We start from the raw sequence: 18,851 nt of genomic DNA on the forward strand, positions 1-18,851 counted from the left end.
CTCACCGCAGCGGGCGGTCGGCCTCCTGCCGGATCGGCACCCCGGCCGCGGCCAGCCCCTGCTTCACGTCGCCGACCCGCAGCTGCCCGAAGTGGAAGACGCTGGCGGCGAGCACCGCGTCGGCGCCGGCGGCCACCGCCGGCGGGAAGTGGTCGACCGCACCCGCTCCCCCGCTGGCGATCAGCGGCACGGTCACCTCGCGGCGGACGGCGGAGATCAGGTCGGTGTCGAAGCCGGCGCGGGTGCCGTCGGCGTCCATCGAGTTCAGCAGCACCTCGCCGACGCCCAGCTGCGCGGCCTGCACCACCCACTCCACGGCGTCCCGGCCGGTGCCGCGCCGGCCACCGTGGGTGGTGACCTCGAAGCCGGAGTCGGTCTGCACCCCGTCTCGGACGCGGCGCGCGTCCAGCGACAGCACGAGCACCTGGTTGCCGAACCGGTCGGCGATCTCGGCGATCAGCTCCGGCCGGGTGACCGCCGCGGTGTTCACCGCGATCTTGTCCGCCCCGTTGCGCAGCAGCCGGTCGACGTCGGCGACGCTGCGCACCCCACCGCCGACGGTGAGCGGGATGAACACGCTCTCCGCCGTGCGCCGGACGACGTCGTAGGTGGTCTCCCGGTCACCGGAACTGGCGGTGATGTCCAGGAAGGTCAGTTCGTCGGCACCCTCGGCGTCGTAGACCCGGGCCATCTCCACCGGGTCACCGGCGTCGACCAGGTCAACGAAGTTGACGCCCTTCACCACCCGGCCGGCGTCGACGTCCAGGCAGGGGATCACCCGCACGGCCAGGCTCATGCCGCACCCCGAACCGCGTCGGCCTCGATCTCCACCAGCATCGCCGGGTCGATCAGGCCGGCCACCTGCACCATCGCGGTGGCCGGCCGGACGTCACGGAAGAACTCCCCGTGCACCCGCCCGACCTCCTCCCAGCGGCTGATGTCGGTGACGTACAGCCGGGTGCGGACGACGTCGCCCGGGGCGAACCCGACGTCGGCCAGCGAACGCATGATCGTCTCCAGCGCCACCCGGGTCTGGGCGCCCGCGTCCCCGGGGTGCACCACCTGCCCGTCGACGGTCGCGGTGGTGCCGCTGACCCACGCGGTGTCACCGGCGACGACGACGCGGCTGTAGCCGACGACCGCCTCCCAGGGAGTCCCCGAGCCCAGCCGGAGCGCGGTCATGCCAGTTCTTCGGTCAGCGCCAGCGCCTCGGGCAGGGTGAACTGGCCGGCGTACAGCGCCTTGCCGACGATCGAGCCCTCGACGCCGACCTCGGTCAGTGCGGCCAGCGCGCGGATGTCCTCCAGCGAGCTGACGCCGCCGGAGGCGACCACCGGGCGCGGGGTGGCCGCGCAGACCTCGCGCAGCAGGTCCAGGTTCGGGCCGCGCAGCGTGCCGTCCTTGGTGATGTCGGTGACGACGTAGCGGGCGCACCCCTCGGCGTCCAGCCGGGCGAGGGTCTCGTACAGCTCGCCGCCCTCCTTGGTCCAGCCGCGGGCGGCCAGCCGGGTGCCGCGCACGTCCAGGCCGACGGCGACCCGGTCGCCGTGCTCGGCGATCGCCCGCGCGCACCACTCCGGGGACTCCAGCGCGGCGGTGCCCAGGTTGACCCGCCGGCAGCCGGTGGCCAGCGCCGCGGTCAGCGACTCGTCGTCCCGGATGCCACCGGAGAGCTCCACGTCGACGTCCAGCTCACCGACCACGCGGGCCAGCAGCTCGCGGTTGGAGCCACGCCCGAAGGCAGCGTCCAGGTCGACCAGGTGCACCCACTCGGCGCCGTCGCGCTGCCAGGCCAGCGCCGCCTCGAGCGGGTCGCCGTAGGAGGTCTCGCTGCCGGCCTCCCCCTGGACCAGGCGGACGGCGAGGCCGTCGGCGACATCGACGGCAGGGAGCAGCTGGAGCTTCGGCACGGGCACAGCCTAGGAGACGCCGCTCCCGGGCCCGCGTGAGCCGCCGGCCCCGTAGCGGGCGGCGAACTGCCCCGGTGGGACGCCGGTGACGCGGGCGAAGTCGCGGGTGAAGTGCGCCTGGTCGGCGTAGCCCAGCGCCGCGGCCACCCCCGCGAGGTCGGCCGGGCCCGCGCGCAGCCGCTCCGCGGCCTCCTGCAACCGGCGTCGCTGGATCAGCCACTTCGGGGTCAGCCCGAGTCGGCGGTGGACCAGCCGCTGCAGGGCCCGCTCGGAGAGGCCGAACTGCGCGCAGACCTGGCCGACGCGGAGGACCTCCCGGTCGCCCTCCACGTACGCCACCACCCGGTTGACCAGCTCCCCGTCGGAGTCGACCGGCAGCAGCGGTCGCAGTGCGGCGCCGAAGGCCGTCATGGCGGCGGAGTGCGCGGCCGGGGCATGCGGGTCGGGGGCCATCGCGGCGCGGACCCGGGCGGTCAGGGTCTCCCCCGCCGGACCGAGGACGTCGGCCACGTCGACGTGCCCGTCGGTGTGGTCGCTCATCGGCCCGCCGGCGATGAGCGAGCCGGCGGCGGGTGCGCACATCACCCCGACCGCCCACCCGCTGCCGGTCAGCGTCGTGGTGGACAGCCCGGAGACCACGCCGTAGAAGCGGGCGTAGTCGGCGGCCACGACGACCAGCGACACCGGGTACTGCAGGACCCGCTGCGGCGCCTCGCGCCCCGCGGGCACCGACCAGACCGGGATCCAGAACCGCTGCAGCAGCCCGTCGAACCCGGGCTCCACCGGGTACCGGTACATGACGTGCGAGACGTCGTCCGGCTCCTTGAGGTGGGCGCGCTCGACGGCGTCCCGCGGGGTCGTCCCGCCGTCCGGGGGCCCGCTGTCGGCTTTCATCAAGACCGAGCCTGCCGCACGCTCCTAGGTTCCCCGGCATGACCTCCACCGCCACGAGCTACGCGGCAGCCGACCGTCCCCTCACCGCGCTGCTCGACACCGTGCCCCCGACCGGCTGGTCGCGCCCGTCCCCGTGCGAGGGCTGGACCGCCGCCGACGTCGTCGGGCACGTGATCGGGACGCAGCGGGAGTTCCTCACCACGCACGGCGTGGACCTGGGCGAGGCACCCGACGTGGCCGCCGACCCGGCCGCCGCCTGGCGCGCGCACGCGGAGCGGGTCACCGAGGCGGTGTCCGACGAGACCGTGGCCTCCCGGGAGTTCGACGGGTTCTTCGGGCGCACCACGGTCGGCGCCGCCTTCGAGCAGTTCTACGTGTGGGACATGGTCGTGCACCGCTGGGACGTCGCCCGCGCCGTCGGCGCCGACGACGACCTCACCGACGAGGAGCTGGACCGGGTCGAGGCCGGTGCGGACGGCTTCGGCGATGCCCTCCACATGGAGGGCATCTGCCGCCCGGCCCTGGACGTGCCCGCGGACGCCGACCGGGAGGCCCGCCTGCTGGCCCGGCTCGGCCGGGTGGCCTGACCTGTCGGACCGCTGCGGCAGGGTGGGGCCCATGGAGTTCAGGGACGTCGTCCGCCGGCGCCGCATGGTGCGTGACTACGACCCCGACCGGCCGGTGCCCGCCGAGGTCCGCGAGCGGCTGCTCGAGCACGCGATCCGGGCGCCGTCGGCTGGGTTCAGCCAGGGCTGGGCGTTCCTGGTGCTGGAGACGCCGGCGGAACGCGACCGCTTCTGGGCCGCGACCACCGGTCCCGGTGCGCCCGACGGCTGGCTGACCCGGATGCGCCGCGCGCCGCTGCTGGTCGTGCCGCTGTCGCACAAGGCCGCCTACCTGGAGCGCTACGCGGAGTCCGACAAGGGCTGGACCGACCGCGACGAGGCCCGCTGGCCGGTGCCCTACTGGGACGTCGACACCGGGATGGCGTCGCTGCTGATGCTGCTCACCGCGGTCGACGAGGGGCTGGGCGCGTGCTTCTTCGGCGTCCCGCCGGAGCGCATCGCCGCCTTCCGCGAGGCCTTCGGGGTGCCGGCCGCGTACACGCCGATCGGCTGCGTCTCCGTCGGCTACCCCGGCACCGAGGACAAGCGGTCGCCGTCGCTCGACCGCGGTCGGCGGGGGGTGGACGAGGTCGTCCACCGCGGCAGCTGGTGACTGGTTGACTCCTCTCGTGGACCCGCAGACCCCGACCTCGCGCGCCGTCCTGGTGACCGGCGCCTCCCGCGGCATCGGCCGCGCGATCGCACTCGCGTTCGCCGCCCAGGGCGACCGGGTGGCGGTGCACTGGGGCGGCTCCCGGGAGCGGGCCGAGCAGGTGCTCGCCGAGCTGCCCGGCGACGGGCACGTGCTGGTGCAGGCCGACCTCACCGACCCCGACGCCGTGGGCCGGATGGTCGACGAGGCCGCCGAATCGCTGGGCGGGCTGCACGTGCTGGTCAACAACGCCGGTGTCTTCACCGCGCACCCGCCGCTGGAGACCAGCTACGACGAGTGGCAGGCGGCCTGGCAGCACACCCTGGCCGTCAACCTCGTCGGCCCGGCCAACGCGACGTTCCGGGCGCTGCCGCACCTGATCGCCGCCGGCGGGGGCGCGGTGGTCAACGTCTCCAGCCGGGGCGCGTTCCGGGGCGAGCCGAACAACCCGGCCTACGGCGCGTCCAAGGCCGGGCTGAACGCCTTCGGCCAGTCGATGGCGCTCGCGCTGGCCCCGCACGGCATCTCCGTGGGCACCGTGGCCCCCGGGTTCGTGCAGACCGAGATGGCCCGCGAGGTCCTCGACGGTCCCGGCGGGGACGCCGTCCGGGCCCAGTCGCCCTACGGCCGGGTCGCCGACCCCGCCGAGGTCGCCTCCGCGGTGCTGTGGCTGGCCTCCCCGGGCGCCCGGTTCTCCACCGGCACGATCATCGACGTCAACGGCGCCAGCTACCTGCGGAGTTAGGGGGTCGCGGCCGCAAGGCCGCTGTCGGTCGTCGTCGCCGGAGCCGGAGGCTCCCGACGCCGACCGACGAAACGACTCAGCGCACGACGGGCACCGCACCTGACCGTGGTGCGGTCCGGAGGATCGCGGTCAGATGCTGTCGAGCCAGTTGGTGAGCAGTGCGGCGCCGGCGTCACCGCTCTTCTCCGGGTGGAACTGGGTCGCTGACAGCGGTCCGTTCTCCACCCCGGCGACGAACCGGTCACCGTGCTCGGCCCAGGTGACCGCCGGCGGGGTCAGCCGGCCGGTGACGCCGGGCTCGGCGAGCGGGAACTCCCGGACCCCGTAGGAGTGCACGAAGTAGAAGCGCTGCCCCTCCAGGCCGGCGAACAGCGTCGAGCCCTCCGGCGAGGAGACGGTGTTCCAGCCCATGTGCGGGAGCACCGGCGCGTGCAACTGCTCGACGACGCCGGGCCACTCCCCACAGCCCTCGGTGTCCTGCCCGTGCTCGACGCCCCGCTCGAACAGGATCTGCATGCCCACGCAGATGCCGAGCACCGGGCGCCCACCGGCGAGCCGTCGGCCGATGACCTTGGGCCCGTCGACGGCCCGCAGCCCGTCCATGCAGGCGGCGTAGGCGCCCACCCCGGGGACGACGAGGCCGTCGGCCTCCAGCGCGACCTCCGGGTCGGCGGACACGGTCACGTCGGCGCCCACCCGGGTCAGCGCGCGCTCTGCCGAGCGCAGGTTGCCCGACCCGTAGTCGAGGACGACGACCTTCTTCACAGCTGCCACGCTACCCACCAGCCGTCCGCGGCCCGCCGGCATTCCCGGGCTGCGGGGCGACCGCCCCTAGACCAGACGCAGGACGCCGGCCGCCGTCGCCAGCAGCGCGGCGACCAGCAGGATGACGGCGAAGGCCACCTGCACGCCGGTGCGACCGTCGGTGTCGGAGTCGGCCTTGAAGATGCTGAAGGCGCCGCCGAGCAGGAACCCGCCGACGACCAGGAGTGCGACGCCGAAGGTCACGACCTCACAGAGCGCCCTTGGTCGAGGGCACGTCGGTGACCCGCGGGTCGAGCGCGACGGCGGTGCGCAGCGCCCGGGCCAGCGCCTTGAACTGGCCCTCGACGATGTGGTGGGCGTCCCGGCCGGCGTAGAGCACCCGCACGTGCAGGCTGATCCGGGCGTTGAACGCGAAGGACTCCAGCACGTGCTTGGTGAGGCTGGTCGGGTAGTCGGGCCCGATCATCGGCGTCATGTTCTCGGGCTCGGCGTGCACGAAGTACGGCCGGCCGGAGAGGTCGACGGCGGCCTGCACCAGCACCTCGTCCATCGGGATGGTGGCGTCGCCGTAGCGGGTGATGCCGCGCTTGTCGCCGAGCGCCTCGGCGAAGGCCTGGCCGAGTGCGATGGCGACGTCCTCGACCGTGTGGTGGGCGTCGATGTGCAGGTCACCGTCGGCGTGCACGGTCAGGTCGATGCCGCTGTGCTTGGACAGCGCGGTGAGCATGTGGTCGTAGAAGCCGACCCCGGTGGCGACGTCGGCCGCCCCCGTGCCGTCGAGGTCGACCTCGACCACGAGCTTGGTCTCCTTGGTCGTGCGCTCGACCCGTGCAGTGCGGTTCATGCCGGCGATCCTCCCAGAGAGCTGCGGTGCGCCGGTGCGACCTCACCCAGCGCGGTGAGGAACGCGTCGGTCTCCTCGGTCGTGCCGGCGGTGACCCGCAGCCAGCCGGGCAGCCCGACGTCGCGCACGAGCACCCCGCGGTCCAGCAGCGCCTGCCAGGCCGCGGCGGAGTCGGTGAAGTGCCCGAACAGCACGAAGTTGGCGTCGCTGGGCACGCTGGTCAGCCCCATGCCGGGCAGCGCGGCGACGATCCGGTCGCGTTCGGCCTTGACCAGGGCGACCGTGGCCAGCAGCTGCTCGGTGTGCGCCAGCGCGGCCCGCGCCGCGGCCTGGGTCAGCGAGCTGAGGTGGTACGGCAGCCGGACGAGCTGCAGCGCGTCGACCACGGTGGGGTCGGCGGCCAGGTAGCCCAGCCGCAGCCCCGCCATGCCGAACGCCTTGCTCATCGTGCGGCTGACGATCAGCCGTGGGCGCCCGGGCAGCAGCGAGAGCGCGGAGACCGTGCCGGTGCGGGCGAACTCGGTGTAGGCCTCGTCCACGACCAGGACGCCGGCGCCGTCGTCGTAGCTGGTGGCCTCGTAGAGCGCGGCGATGGTGTCCAGCTCCACCGCGGTGCCGGTCGGGTTGTTCGGGCTGGTCACGAAGACGACGTCCGGCCGCACCTCGCGCACCTGGGCGGCGGCGGCCGCCGGGTCGATGGTGAAGTCGGCGCGGCGGTGTCCGTCGACCCAGGCGGTGCCGGTGCCCGCGCTGAGGATGGGGTGCATCGAGTAGGACGGGGTGAAGCCCAGCGCCGTCCGGCCCGCGCCGCCGAAGGTCTGCAGCACCTGCTGCAGCACCTCGTTGGAGCCGTTGGCCGCCCACACCTGCGCCGGGTCGACCTGCTCACCGCTCGTCCGGGTCAGGTAGGCGGCCAGGTCGGCCCGCAACGCCGTGGCGTCCCGATCGGGGTAGCGGTTGAGGCCGGTGGCCGCCTCGGCCAGGGCCACCTGGAGGTCCGCCAGCAGCGCCGGGGGCAGCGGGTGCGGGTTCTCGTTGGTGTTGAGCCGGTGCTCGGCCGGTGGCTGCGGCGCGCCGTACGGCGACCGGCCACGCAGCTCCGGCCGCAGCGGGAGCGCCTCCATCGCGGTCACGACCGGGACGGCGACTGCTGCCGGGCCCGCACCGCGGCGGCGTGCGCCGGCAGGTCCTCCGCTCCTGCCAGGGCGTCGATGTGCCCGGCGACCTCGGCGAGGGCCTGCTCGTCGTACTCGACCACGTGGATGCCGCGGAGGAACGTCTGGACGCTGAGCCCGCTGGAGTGCCGGGCGCAGCCGCCGGTGGGCAGCACGTGGTTGGAGCCGGCCGCGTAGTCACCGAGGGAGACCGGGGCCCACGGGCCGACGAAGACGGCGCCGGCGTTGCGCACCCGCATCGCCACCGCACGGGCATTGCGGGTCTGGATCTCCAGGTGCTCGGCGGCGTAGGCGTCGACCACGGCCAGCCCGGCGTCCAGGTCGTCGACCAGCACGATGCCCGACTGGGTGCCCCCGAGCGCGGTGGTGATCCGGTCGCTGTGCTTGGTGGCCGCCACCTGTCCGGGCAGCAGCTCACCGACGGCGTCGGCCAGCTCCTCGCTGGTGGTGACCAGCACCGCACCGGCCAGCGGGTCGTGCTCGGCCTGGCTGATCAGGTCGGCGGCGACGTGCACCGGGTCGGCGGTGTCGTCGGCCAGGACGGCGACCTCGGTCGGGCCGGCCTCGGAGTCGATGCCGATGAGGCCACGCAGCAGCCGCTTCGCCGCGGTCGTGTAGACGTTGCCCGGCCCGGTGACCAGGTCGACCGGCGCGCAGGAGCCGGCGCCGTAGCCGAAGACGGCGATCGCCTGCGCCCCGCCGACCGCGTACACCTCGGTGACGCCCAGCAGCGCGCACGCCGCGAGCACCCCGGGGTCGGGCAGACCGCCGTTGTCCCGCTGCGGCGGGCTGGCCACCGCGATCGAGGTGACCCCGGCCAGCTGCGCCGGGACGACGTTCATGACCACCGAGCTCAGCAGCGGGGCCAGCCCGCCGGGCACGTACAGCCCGACCCGGCGCACCGGTACCCATCGCTCGGTGACGGTGCCCCCGCGCACCACGTCGGTGGTGACGTCGGTCCGGCGCTGGTCGGCGTGCACGATCCGCACCCGGCGGATCGACTCCTCCAGGGCGGCGCGCACCGCGGGGTCGACGGTGGCCAGCGCGTCGTCCAGCGCGGCCTGCGGCACGGCCATGTCCGGGACGTCGACGCCGTCCAGCCGCGCGGTGATCTCACGGACCGCCTCCGCGCCGCGCGCCCGCACGTCCTCGCAGATGGGCCGGACGACGTCCAGCACCGAGTCGATGTCGACGCCGGCGCGCGGCAGCAGCTGGGCGAGCTCACGCGGCCCGGGCAGAGCAGGACCACGCAGGTCGATGCGGGACAGCACGGAGCACCTCCGGGTACGACGGGAGAACACCCCACGGTAGACGGCGGGTGCACCGGCCCCGCTGCCCGTAGGCTCCCGGCGTGGGCGAGGACGGGACCGGAGACCGGGAGGTCATCCCGCTGTTCCCTCTTGAGACCCCGCTCTTCCCCGGCGTCGTCCTGCCGCTGCAGATCTTCGAGCCCCGGTACCGCCAGCTCGTCGCCGACCTCTCCGCGCTCCCGGAGGGGACGCCGCGCCGATTCGGGGTCGTGGCGATCCGCCAGGGCTGGGAGGTGGAGCGCGTCGCGCCGGCCGAGGCCCTGTTCGACGTGGGCTGCACCGCGGTGCTGCGCGTCGTCGCACCCCAGTCCGACGGCGGGTACCAGGTGGTGGCCGTCGGCGATGAGCGATTCCGGCTCCTCGAGGTCCTGGCGCCCGCCGACCTGGACGAGCACGCGGTGCCCGCCGGCGGCGGGGAGACCGACATCGGCGCCGGCGCCCCGCCGACGTACCTGCGCGCGGTCGTCGAGTGGCTCCACGAGGAGGAGGCGGCCGAAGAGGCCGCTGGGGACGCCGAGGGGCTGATCGGCGTGGACACCGCCACCGGGCTCGAGCCCGACGACGTCGTGACCGAGGTGGCCCGCGGCTCGCTGGAGCTGTTGGCCGGGAACGTCCGCGACCTGTTCGCCCGGTACGTGGCCGACGTCGCCATCCGCCAGGGCGGCGGCGACGGGCTCCCGGACGAGGTGCTGGACGCACTCACCTCCGACGACCTGATGCCCGAGGACGACGCCGCCCCGGCCGGGATCGCCGACACCGCGGCCCTGCTGCGCGAGGTCAGCGACGACGCCCGGGGGCTGTCCTACCTGGTGGCCTCGGTGGCCCTGCTGACGACCGAGGACCGGCAGGCGCTGCTGGCCGAGTCCGCGACCCGCCGCCGTCTGGGCATGGAGTCCCGGATGCTGCGCCGGGAGCTCACCCTGCTGCGGACCCTCGGGGCGGTCCCGGTGCCGCTGCGCCAGTTCGCCACCCCACTGACCCCGAACTAGGGGAAGGGCGACTGCGCGTCGGCCCCGTCCAGAGGCTCGCCCCGAGCGTGCGAGGGGTGAGGGGGACGGGGTCCTCCTGCTACGGCCGGCGGGGAGCTGCCGGTGGCACCGGCGGGAGCGGCGGGCGGAGCGGCAGCTGGTGCTCGGGCCGCGGGGCACCGTCGTCGGGGCGGCCGAGGTCGTCGTCCGGCGTGACCGCGGTGGCCACCAGGTAGGTGAGGACGGCGACGAAGGGGCCGACGGCCAGCGCCGCGGTCGCGCCCAGGTCGACGCCGGTGGTGACCGTCGCCCCGACCTCGGTCAGCTCCGCCTCGGTGGGCCCGGCCCCCAGCCACTCCCCCAGCTGCCAGGCGACGACCCCGCCACCGACCATCCCGATGGCCAGGCCGACCAGCGCAGGCACCCCGCGACGGCTGCGCACCAGCCACACCAGGACACCGGCCACGAGCCCCAGCCCGGCGAGCAGGAGGACGTACACGCCGTCGTCGGCCATGAACACCTCGGCGCTCGGCACCCCGACCACCGGCACGAGCTGGCTCTCGGTGACCCGGTAGTCGACCCGCGGGGCGAGCCAGGCCCACAGGGCACCGGCGCCCAGGCCGGCGACCGTCAACGCCAGGACGGTGACCAGCCCGGCCCGCAGGTCGGCGCGACTGCCGCGCAGGCCGGGCCCCCACCCGGCCCGGCTCGCCGGCTGCTGGGGCGCCCAGCCCGGTGGGGGTGGCGCGAGCCGGGACGCCGGCGGGGCGCCGGGACCGGCCGGTCCACCCGGCGCCGGCCCGGCGGTGCGGGGATCGGTCACCGGTCCAGTGTCGCTGGCCCGGCTGTGCGCGCACCCGCGGCCCGACCCAGTGCACCCCTGCGGGGGCCCACCGCCGGCCCCGTCCGGAGGAGGACGGGGTCCTCTGTCACAGGAGGGCGACGCTGGTGGGGCCCAGCAGTGCCTTGATGTCGCCCATCAGCGCGGTGCTGGGCTGGACCCGCAGCCCCTGGTCCAGTCGCAGGACCGTCTCGCGGCCGCCGTTGAGCAGCTTGAGCTGCACCTCGGTGGTGCCCGGGTGGCTGCCCAGGACCTCGCGGAGCCGCTCCACCACCGGCGGGGTGCAGCGGGCCGCCGGCATCGAGACCAGCACCGGCCCCCGGGGACCGTCGGTGACCTCGGGGACGTACACCTCGGAGGCGAACAGCGAGGGGGTGTCGTCCCGACGGCTGATCCGGCCCTTGACCACCACGATCTGGTCGCGGACCACCTTGTCCTGCACCTGCTCCCACGTCTTGGGGAAGAACAGCACCTCCAGCCCGGCCTCGAGGTCCTCGATGGTGGCGATGGCCCACGGCGCACCCTGCTTGTTGGTGCGCGGCCCGACGGCGGTGAGGATGCCGGCGATCGTGACGTTCGCGCCGTCCTCCACCCCGCCGGAGAGGATCTCGGCCAGCGCGGTGTCGGCGTGCGAGGTGAGCACGTGCTCCACCCCGTGCAGCGGGTGGTCGGAGACGTAGAGGCCGAGCATGTCCCGCTCGAACACGAGCTTCTCCGACTTGGACCAGTCGGCGGTGGGGATCGCGATGTCCAGCGAGGAGCCGAACGGGTCGTCGGCGGTCTCGCCGAAGCTGCCGAAGAGGTCGAACTGCCCCTCGGCCTCCTTGCGCTTCACGCCCATCGCCTGGTCGACGGCGTTGGCGTGGATCGCGGCGATGCCCTGCCGGGAGTGGCCCATGGAGTCGAAGGCCCCGGCCTTGGCCAGGGACTCGATGACCTTCTTGTTGCAGGCCACCGTGTCGATCTTGCGCATGAAGTCGGCGAAGTCCTTGAACGCCCCCTTCTCCTCCCGCGCCCGCACGATCGAGTCGACGACGTTGGTCCCGACGTTGCGCACCGAGGCCATGCCGAAGCGGATGTCGTTGCCGACGGCGGTGAAGTCCCAGGAGGACTCGTTGACGTCCGGCGGGAGGACCTTGATGCCCATCCGGCGGCACTCGGCCAGGTACACCGGCCGGCGGTCCTTGTCGTCGCCGACGCTGGTGAGCAGCCCGGCCATGTACTCGGCCGGGTAGTTGGCCTTGAGGTAGGCGGTCCAGTAGGAGACCAGGCCGTAGGCCGCCGAGTGCGCCTTGTTGAAGGCGTAGTCGGCGAAGGGGACCAGGATGTCCCAGAGCGTCTTGACCGCGGCGGCGGAGTAGCCGTTGGCCTTCATCCCGGCCTCGAAGCCGACGTACTCGGCGTCCAGCACCGACTTCTTCTTCTTGCCCATCGCGCGGCGCAGCAGGTCGGCCTTGCCGAGGGAGTACCCGGCGACCTTCTGCGCGATCGCCATGACCTGCTCCTGGTACACGATCAGGCCGTAGGTCTGACCGAGGATCTCCTCGAGCGGCTCGGCCAGCTCCGGGTGGATCGGGGTGATCTCCTGCTGGCCGTTCTTGCGCAGCGCGTAGTTGGTGTGCGAGTTCGCGCCCATCGGGCCGGGCCGGTAGAGCGCGCCGACGGCGGAGATGTCCTCGAAGTTGTCCGGGCGCATCAGCCGCAGCAGCGACCGCATCGGGCCGCCGTCGAACTGGAAGACCCCGAGGGTGTCGCCGCGACCGAGCAGCTCGTAGGTCTTCTTGTCGGTGAGGTCCTTGCTGATCTCGTCGAGGTCGACCGGGTCCTTGCCGTTGATCACGATGTTGCGCAACGCGTCGTCGATGACGGTCAGGTTGCGCAGGCCCAGGAAGTCCATCTTGAGCAGGCCGAGGGTCTCGCAGGTCGGGTAGTCGAACTGCGTGATCACCGCGCCGTCGGCCTCGCGGCGCATGATCGGCACGCTGTCGATCAGCGGGTACCGGCCGATGATGACCCCGGCGGCGTGCACGCCCCACTGCCGCTTCAGCCCCTCGAGCTTGCGCGCCTGGTCGACGACCTCGGCCGCACCCGGGTCGGACTCGTAGCGGGCCCGGAACTCCCCGGCCTCCCGGTAGCGCTCGTGCTTGGGGTCGAAGATGCCCGACAGCGGGATGTCCTTGCCCATGACGCCGGGGGGCATCAGCTTGGTCAGCTCGTCGCCCACCGAGTACGGCCGGTCGAGCACCCGGGCGGCGTCCTTGATCGCGGCCTTGGCCTTGATCGTGCCGTAGGTGACGATCTGGCTGACCCGCTCCTCGCCGTACTTCTCCGAGACGTAGCGGATCACCTCACCGCGGCGGCGGTCGTCGAAGTCGATGTCGACGTCGGGCATGGAGACGCGCTCGGGGTTGAGGAACCGCTCGAAGATCAGCCCGTGCTGCAGCGGGTCGAGGTCGGTGATGCCCATGGCGAAGGCGGCCATCGAGCCGGCGGCCGAGCCGCGGCCCGGGCCGACCCGGATGCCGTTGTCCTTGGCCCAGTTGATGAAGTCGGCGACCACGAGGAAGTACCCCGGGAAGCCCATCTGGGTGATGATCCCGACCTCGTAGTCGGCCTGCTTGCGGACGTGGTCGGGGATCCCGGCCGGGTAGCGCTTGTGCAGCCCGGCCTCGACCTCCTTGACGAACCAGGAGGTCTCGTCCTCGCCCTCGGGCAGCGGGAAGCGCGGCATCAGGTCGGCGCCCTCGGTGAACTGCACCTCGCACTGCTCGGCGATCAGCAGGGTGTTGTCGCAGGCCTCGGGGTGCTCGCGGAACAGCGCGCGCATCTCCGCGGCGGACTTCAGGTAGTAGCCGTCGCCGTTGAACTTGAAGCGGTTGGGCTCGTTGAGCCGGGAGCCGGTCTGGATGCACAGCAGGGCGTCGTGCGCCTGGGCGTCCTCACGGTGGGTGTAGTGCAGGTCGTTGGTGCCCAGCAGCGGGATGCCGAGCTCCTTGGCGATCTCCAGCAGGGCCGGCTTGGTCCTCTTCTCGATGGACAGCCCGTGGTCCATGATCTCGGCGTAGAAGTTCTCCTTGCCGAAGATGTCCTGGAAGTCCGCCGCCGCCTGCCGGGCCCGGTCCACCTTGCCGGCCCGCAGCCACATGTTGACCTCGCCGGAGGGGCACCCGGTGGTGGCGATCAGGCCCTTGCCGTACTTCTCCAGCAGGTCGCGGTCGAAGCGCGGCTTGCGGTACTGGCCCTCCAGGCTGGCCAGCGAGGAGATCCGGAAGAGGTTGTGCATGCCCTCGGTGGTCTTCGCCAGCAGGGTCATGTGCGTGTAGGCGGCCTTGCCGCGGTTGTTCCCGCCGTCGCCCTCCTCGTCGATCAGCTTGTCGCCGAAGTCGAACGGGGCGCGGTCGAAGCGCGAACCGGGGGTGTAGTAGCCCTCCATGCCGATGATCGGCTTCACGCCGGCGGCCTTGGCGGTCTTGTAGAAGTCGTAGGCGCCGAAGACGTTGCCGTGGTCGGTCATCGCCAGCGCCGGCATGCCCTCGTCGGCCGCGGCCTTGGTGACCTCACCGAGCTTGGCCGCCCCGTCGAGCATCGAGTACTCGGTGTGCACGTGCAGGTGCACGAAGTTCTCTGAGGACGGGGTGCTGCTCACGGTGCGGGGTGCTCCTCACGGGTCGCGTCGGCCCTGCCAGGCGGGGCGGCAAGGACCGACGTGGTCGTTCTCATGACCGGCGGGGAAGGCCGTTCAGCGGTGTCGCTCGGTGGTGCTGTCGAACGGGGACCGGTGCTGTCGATCCTCGCACCTCCGGAGTCCTACGCCGAGGGTCCGACAGAACGTGTCTCGGCGATCCGGACCACTCCGTCACGCCCGCTCCGAGGTCTCGGCGGACGGCAACGCGGAGGAGGGCACGAACAGGAACCGCAGGTCGATGGCGGCGTGCAGCAGCACCGGCAGCAGCAGCGACCCGGTGTCCAGGTAGACCCCGGCCAGCACGCCCCCGAGGACGCCGGTGGTCACCACCCCGGCCAGCCCCTGGTACGCGTGCGCCACCCCGAACGCGAGCGCGGCCACCAGGACCAGCACCAGCGCCGGCAGCCCGGGGGCCAGCGCGGCCACCACGGCGAGGAAGAAGCCGCGGTAGAGCCACTCCTCGCACATGCCCGCGGTGACGCCGACCAGGGCGAACAGCCGGCGCTCGGCGCGGCTCCGGGGCAGCAGCGCCAGCGTCGAGTGCCCGGGGGGCTCGGCGTGCCGGGCCTCGCCGGGGCGGGTGCGGCGCAGCGTCTCCGGTGGCGGCCCGGCCACGGCACCGCCGCGCAGTGCCCGGGTGGTCAGCAGGACGAGCAGCCCGAGCACGACGACGGCCAGCCAGGTGCCCACCCCGGGCCAGCCCGTCGGCCAGCGCAGGCCCACCTCGGCCGCACTCACCTCCGGGGCGGCGAGCCAGACCACGAAGGCCACCAGGGCCAGGCCCCACTCGAGCACCAGCAGCCGGCGGTAGAAGGAGCGGCGCGCAGCCGGGTCGGTGCGCAGCCGGCCCTCGAACCGCCGGTGCAGCACGTACCCGACGAAGGGCTCCCCCACGACCAGGTAGACGGCGATGATCACCGCCGCCAGCTGCGCGGCGCCGAAGTCGGCGAGAGCAGCAGGGAGGTCGGGGGCTCCGGACACCAGTCGGACGCCTCAGTTCTCGGCGCGCAGGATCGCCAGGGCGCCGGCCAGGTCGGCCGGGTGGTCGCTGCTGAACTCGACCCAGCGCCCGTCGGCCGGGTGGGCGAACCCGAGCCGCACCGCGTGCAGCCACTGCCGCTCCACGCCGAGCCGGGCGGCCAGGGTCGGGTCGGCGCCGTAGGTCATGTCCCCGACGCACGGGTGGCGCAGGGCGGAGAAGTGGACGCGGATCTGGTGGGTGCGCCCGGTCTCCAGGTGGACGTCGACGAGGCTGGCCGCCGGGAACGCCTCCGCCACCTCGTAGTGGGTGACCGACGGGCGGCCGCCGGTCACCACCGCGAACCGCCAGTCGTGCTTGGGGTGCCGGTCGATCGGGGCGTCGATCGTGCCCTTCGACGGATCGGGGTGCCCCTGCACCAGGGCCTGGTAGCCCTTGTCGACGGTCCGTTCCTTGAACGCCGCCTTGAGCAGGGTGTACGCCCGCTCGCTCTTGGCCACGACCATGAGGCCGGTGGTCGCGGCGTCCAGCCGGTGCACGATGCCCTGCCGCTCGGCCGCGCCGCTGGTGGAGATCCGGTAGCCCGCCGCGGCCAGTCCGCCGGTGACCGTGGGCCCGGTCCAGCCGGGGCTGCCGTGCGCGGCCACCCCGACCGGCTTGTCGATGACCACGACGTCGTCGTCGTCGTGGACGACCCGGAGGCCGGAGACCGGCGCCGGCGCGGCCGGCTCACCCGGCGGCGGCGGCAGCTCCACCTCCAGCCAGCTGCCCGCGGTCAGCCGGTCGCCCTTGCCCCGGGCACGCCCGTCGACGACCACGGCGCCACCGTCGGCCAGCTCGGCGGCCACGGCGCGGGTGACCCCGAAGAGGCGCACCAGGGCCTGGTCGACCCGCTGGCCCTCGAGCCCGTCGGGCACGGGCAGCGACCGGTGTTCACCGGGTCGCCCGCCGGAGGAGGAGGCCTGGCCGGGACTGCTGGTCACCGCACCATTGTGACGGGTGGGGCACCCTGCCCGGCCGCCGCCGGGCCGACCTGCGCTCAGCCGGCGACGGCGTCCGGCCGGTCGCTGCTGCGACTGCCGTCGAACTCGATGCCCCGGAAGGCGAGCAGCACACCGAGCACGCCGCCGCAGACGATCGCGGAGTCGGCGATGTTGAAGATCGGGAACACCTGGCCGTAGGGGTCGAACACCGAGATGAAGTCGACGACGCCGCCCTGCAGGAAACCCGGGTCACGGAACACCCGGTCGATCAGGTTGCCCAGGGCACCGCCCAGCACCAGGCCCAGGGTCACCGCCCACGCGGTCGAGTACATCCGCCGCGCGCTGCGCACGATCACCACGACCACTGCCAGCGCGATCAGGCTGAACACCACCGTGGCGCCCTCGGCGAAGGAGAAGGCCGCACCGGTGTTGCGCGCCTCGGTGAGGTACAGCGCCCCACCGAGCAACCGCAGCGGCTCCCGGTCGGACAGGGTGGCCACGACGACGAGCTTGGTGGCCAGGTCCAGCGCCAGGACCGCGGCGGCCAGGGCCAGGAGCAGGCGGGCCCGGGAACGCCCACGCGACCCGGTGGCGGCCGCCGGGGTCGCGCCGGTCGAGGAGTCGGGCTGCTCGGACATCGCCGTCCTCCCCGCTGGCGGCCCCGGTGACCACGTCAGCGACGACGATAGCGGCCGGCTGGGCCCGCTCCGGCAGTCCGCGGCGGTGCCCCCGGCCCCGGGCGCCCGTGCCGAGGGGCAGGATCGGTGCCCGTCGGCCCGACGCGTCATCGGGGCTGGCGCTGCGCGCGGAGGCGACGCGGAGGACCCTGGGGCGATGCGCCTGTGATGCATCTCATCCCCTCAGTTCGGGGGGACGCCCGGGTTCCGGACGTGTCGTCCGCCGACGCGGACGACGATGGGCCGGTACGCACTCAGTCACGGAGGCAGATCTTGACCACGGATGGTTCCTCGAACCCCGACGTAGTCCTCGTCGGCGGCGGCATCATGAGCGCGACGCTCTCCGCGCTCCTGGGCGTCGTGGCGCCGGACTGGACCGTCGCGGTCTTCGAGTCCGCCGACCAGGTCGCCGGCGAGAGCTCCGACGCGTGGAACAACGCCGGCACCGGCCACTCGGCCCTGTGCGAGCTGAACTACACCCCCGCCGCACCCGACGGGCACGTCGACACCGCCAAGGCCGTCGGCATCAACGAGCAGTTCCAGGTGTCCCGGCAGTTCTGGTCGCACCTGGTGCGCGCTGGCCTGACCGACTCCCCGAAGCGGTTCATCACCTCGGTGCCGCACATCAGCTTCGTCAGCGGCGAGGCGGGGCGGCAGTACATGCGCACCCGGTACGACGCGCTGGCGGCCGAGCCGCTGTTCGCCGAGATGGAGTACACCGACGACCGCGACGCGCTCGCCTCGTGGGTGCCGCTGATGATGGCCGGCCGACCGGCCGGGGAGGTCGCCGCCGCGACCCGGTCGCTGGCCGGCACCGACGTCAACTTCGGGGCGCTGACCCGGCTGCTGCTGGACGCGGCGGTCAGCCGCGGCGTCGAGCTGCACACCTCCACCCGGGTCCGCAAGGTGCGGCGGGAGTCCGACGGGCGCTGGGCGGTCACCGTCCGCTCCGGCTCCGGCCGCAGCCGCACCGTGCGCACCCGTTTCCTCTTCGTCGGAGCCGGCGGCGGCGCGCTCCCGCTGCTGCAGGGCTCCGACATCCCGGAGATCCGTGGCTTCGGCGGGTTCCCGGTCAGCGGCCAGTTCCTGCGCACCCGCTCCCCGGAGCTGGTCGGTCAGCACCAGGCCAAGGTCTACGGCCAGGCGAAGGTCGGCGCACCGCCGATGTCGGTGCCGCACCTGGACCTGCGGCTGATCGACGGCGAGCAGGCGCTGCTGTTCGGGCCCTACGCCGGCTTCTCCCCCAAGTTCCTCAAGGCCGGGTCGATGTGGGACCTGCCGAAGTCGGTGCGCAGCGGCAACCTGGGCTCCATGCTGGGCGCCGGGATCGCCAACATCCCGCTCACCAAGTACCTGGTCGGCCAGGTCCTGCAGTCGACCAGCGCCCGGTTCCGCGCGCTGGAGGAGTTCGTGCCGACCGCCGAGCAGGACGACTGGGAGCTCATCACCGCCGGCCAGCGGGTGCAGGTCATCAAGCAGGACCCGACGACCGGCCGCGGGGTGCTGCAGTTCGGCACCGAGCTGATCGTGGGGGCCGAGGGGTCGATCGCCGGTCTGCTGGGCGCCTCCCCCGGTGCCTCCACCGCGACGTCGGCGATGCTCACGCTGCTGGAGCGCTGCTTCCCGGAGCGGATGGACACCTGGCGTCCGCTGCTGCAGGAGGCCATCCCCTCCTACGGCCACAAGCTGTCCCAGGAGCCGGCCCTGATGGCCGAGGTCCGCGCCGACACCACCAAGACCCTCGAACTGCAGGGCTGAGCGCCCCGATCGCGGAGCCCGGAGGGCTCCCGATCGGGGCGCTCACCCGCAAGCCGAAGC

Annotated in this window: 19 protein-coding genes; 5 read left to right on the top strand and 14 right to left on the bottom strand. The window is 73.6% G+C overall.

Annotation, left to right across the window (positions count from 1 at the left end; genetic code table 11):
- Position 1: 1 nt before the first annotated feature.
- From hisF to O2W15_RS15925, 4 genes are read right to left on the bottom strand one after another with little or no spacing between them, the layout of a single operon-like run.
- Positions 2-796, bottom strand: coding sequence for an imidazole glycerol phosphate synthase subunit HisF (gene hisF, locus O2W15_RS15910; RefSeq protein ID WP_269166735.1), 795 nt, complete (start codon positions 794-796; stop codon positions 2-4).
- A complete protein-coding gene (locus O2W15_RS15915) occupies positions 793-1,182 on the bottom strand; it encodes a RidA family protein (protein ID WP_269180077.1) in 390 nt (129 codons plus the stop codon). The genes hisF and O2W15_RS15915 overlap by 4 nt, the downstream gene beginning before the upstream one ends.
- On the bottom strand, positions 1,179-1,910 hold the full coding sequence (priA, locus tag O2W15_RS15920; protein WP_269162218.1) for a bifunctional 1-(5-phosphoribosyl)-5-((5-phosphoribosylamino)methylideneamino)imidazole-4-carboxamide isomerase/phosphoribosylanthranilate isomerase PriA: 732 nt from the start codon (positions 1,908-1,910) through the stop codon (positions 1,179-1,181). Before priA ends, O2W15_RS15915 begins: the two co-directional genes overlap by 4 nt.
- 9 nt (positions 1,911-1,919) lie before the next feature.
- The gene (locus tag O2W15_RS15925) at positions 1,920-2,804 is read right to left on the bottom strand and encodes a helix-turn-helix domain-containing protein (protein WP_269180078.1); all 885 of its coding nucleotides are present in this window, start codon (positions 2,802-2,804) and stop codon (positions 1,920-1,922) included.
- 38 nt (positions 2,805-2,842) lie between these two features.
- On the opposite strand from O2W15_RS15925, the gene O2W15_RS15930 reads away from it, so the two are divergent.
- From O2W15_RS15930 to O2W15_RS15940, 3 genes are read left to right on the top strand one after another with little or no spacing between them, the layout of a single operon-like run.
- Positions 2,843-3,391 (top strand): TIGR03086 family metal-binding protein, encoded by a 549-nt coding sequence (locus O2W15_RS15930; RefSeq protein ID WP_269180079.1) that lies wholly within the window; start codon positions 2,843-2,845, stop codon positions 3,389-3,391.
- Positions 3,392-3,422: 31 nt separating this feature from the next.
- On the top strand, positions 3,423-4,022 hold the full coding sequence (locus O2W15_RS15935; RefSeq protein WP_269162214.1) for a nitroreductase family protein: 600 nt from the start codon (positions 3,423-3,425) through the stop codon (positions 4,020-4,022).
- Positions 4,023-4,038: 16 nt separating this feature from the next.
- Complete coding sequence (locus tag O2W15_RS15940; RefSeq protein WP_269180080.1) at positions 4,039-4,806, top strand: SDR family NAD(P)-dependent oxidoreductase; 768 nt, start codon at positions 4,039-4,041, stop codon at positions 4,804-4,806.
- Between the two features lie 129 nt (positions 4,807-4,935).
- On the opposite strand, the gene hisH is transcribed toward O2W15_RS15940, so the two are convergent.
- The 5 genes from hisH to hisD all read right to left on the bottom strand — a co-directional run bounded on the left by hisH (position 4,936) and on the right by hisD (position 8,861).
- Positions 4,936-5,571, bottom strand: coding sequence for an imidazole glycerol phosphate synthase subunit HisH (gene hisH, locus O2W15_RS15945; protein ID WP_269180081.1), 636 nt, complete (start codon positions 5,569-5,571; stop codon positions 4,936-4,938).
- A 66-nt stretch (positions 5,572-5,637) separates the two neighbouring features.
- Positions 5,638-5,814, bottom strand: a complete 177-nt coding sequence (locus O2W15_RS15950; protein WP_269180082.1) for a hypothetical protein — start codon at positions 5,812-5,814, stop codon at positions 5,638-5,640.
- Positions 5,815-5,818: 4 nt separating this feature from the next.
- Positions 5,819-6,415 carry an imidazoleglycerol-phosphate dehydratase HisB gene (hisB, locus tag O2W15_RS15955; RefSeq protein ID WP_269162210.1) on the bottom strand — a complete coding sequence of 199 codons (597 nt, stop codon included), beginning with the start codon at positions 6,413-6,415 and terminating at the stop codon, positions 5,819-5,821.
- On the bottom strand, positions 6,412-7,539 hold the full coding sequence (locus tag O2W15_RS15960) for a histidinol-phosphate transaminase (protein ID WP_269162380.1): 1,128 nt from the start codon (positions 7,537-7,539) through the stop codon (positions 6,412-6,414). The genes hisB and O2W15_RS15960 overlap by 4 nt, the downstream gene beginning before the upstream one ends.
- A 5-nt stretch (positions 7,540-7,544) precedes the next feature.
- Entirely contained in the window at positions 7,545-8,861 is a 1,317-nt protein-coding gene (hisD, locus tag O2W15_RS15965; protein WP_269180083.1) for a histidinol dehydrogenase, read from the bottom strand.
- An 80-nt stretch (positions 8,862-8,941) separates the two neighbouring features.
- On the opposite strand from hisD, the gene O2W15_RS15970 reads away from it, so the two are divergent.
- Entirely contained in the window at positions 8,942-9,889 is a 948-nt protein-coding gene (locus O2W15_RS15970) for an LON peptidase substrate-binding domain-containing protein (protein WP_269180084.1), read from the top strand.
- A gap of 79 nt (positions 9,890-9,968) precedes the next feature.
- Here O2W15_RS15970 and O2W15_RS15975 read toward each other — a convergent pair whose 3' ends face one another.
- The 5 genes from O2W15_RS15975 to lspA form a co-directional block, all read right to left on the bottom strand.
- Positions 9,969-10,691: a DUF2567 domain-containing protein gene (locus O2W15_RS15975; RefSeq protein ID WP_269180085.1), complete on the bottom strand. Its 723-nt coding sequence runs from the start codon at positions 10,689-10,691 to the stop codon at positions 9,969-9,971.
- Between the two features lie 106 nt (positions 10,692-10,797).
- The gene (dnaE, locus tag O2W15_RS15980; protein WP_269180086.1) at positions 10,798-14,355 is read right to left on the bottom strand and encodes a DNA polymerase III subunit alpha; all 3,558 of its coding nucleotides are present in this window, start codon (positions 14,353-14,355) and stop codon (positions 10,798-10,800) included.
- Positions 14,356-14,565: 210 nt separating this feature from the next.
- Entirely contained in the window at positions 14,566-15,375 is an 810-nt protein-coding gene (locus O2W15_RS15985; RefSeq protein ID WP_269180087.1) for a CPBP family intramembrane glutamic endopeptidase, read from the bottom strand.
- Between the two features lie 12 nt (positions 15,376-15,387).
- Complete coding sequence (locus tag O2W15_RS15990; RefSeq protein ID WP_269180088.1) at positions 15,388-16,356, bottom strand: RluA family pseudouridine synthase; 969 nt, start codon at positions 16,354-16,356, stop codon at positions 15,388-15,390.
- 56 nt (positions 16,357-16,412) lie between these two features.
- Positions 16,413-16,994, bottom strand: coding sequence for a signal peptidase II (lspA, locus tag O2W15_RS15995; protein ID WP_269162203.1), 582 nt, complete (start codon positions 16,992-16,994; stop codon positions 16,413-16,415).
- Positions 16,995-17,306: 312 nt separating this feature from the next.
- On the opposite strand from lspA, the gene mqo reads away from it, so the two are divergent.
- A complete protein-coding gene (mqo, locus tag O2W15_RS16000; RefSeq protein WP_269180089.1) occupies positions 17,307-18,791 on the top strand; it encodes a malate dehydrogenase (quinone) in 1,485 nt (494 codons plus the stop codon).
- Positions 18,792-18,851 lie beyond the last annotated feature (60 nt).

The sequence above is a fragment of the Modestobacter sp. VKM Ac-2979 genome, assembly GCF_026967995.1.
Classification (GTDB): Bacteria; Actinomycetota; Actinomycetes; order Mycobacteriales; family Geodermatophilaceae; genus Modestobacter.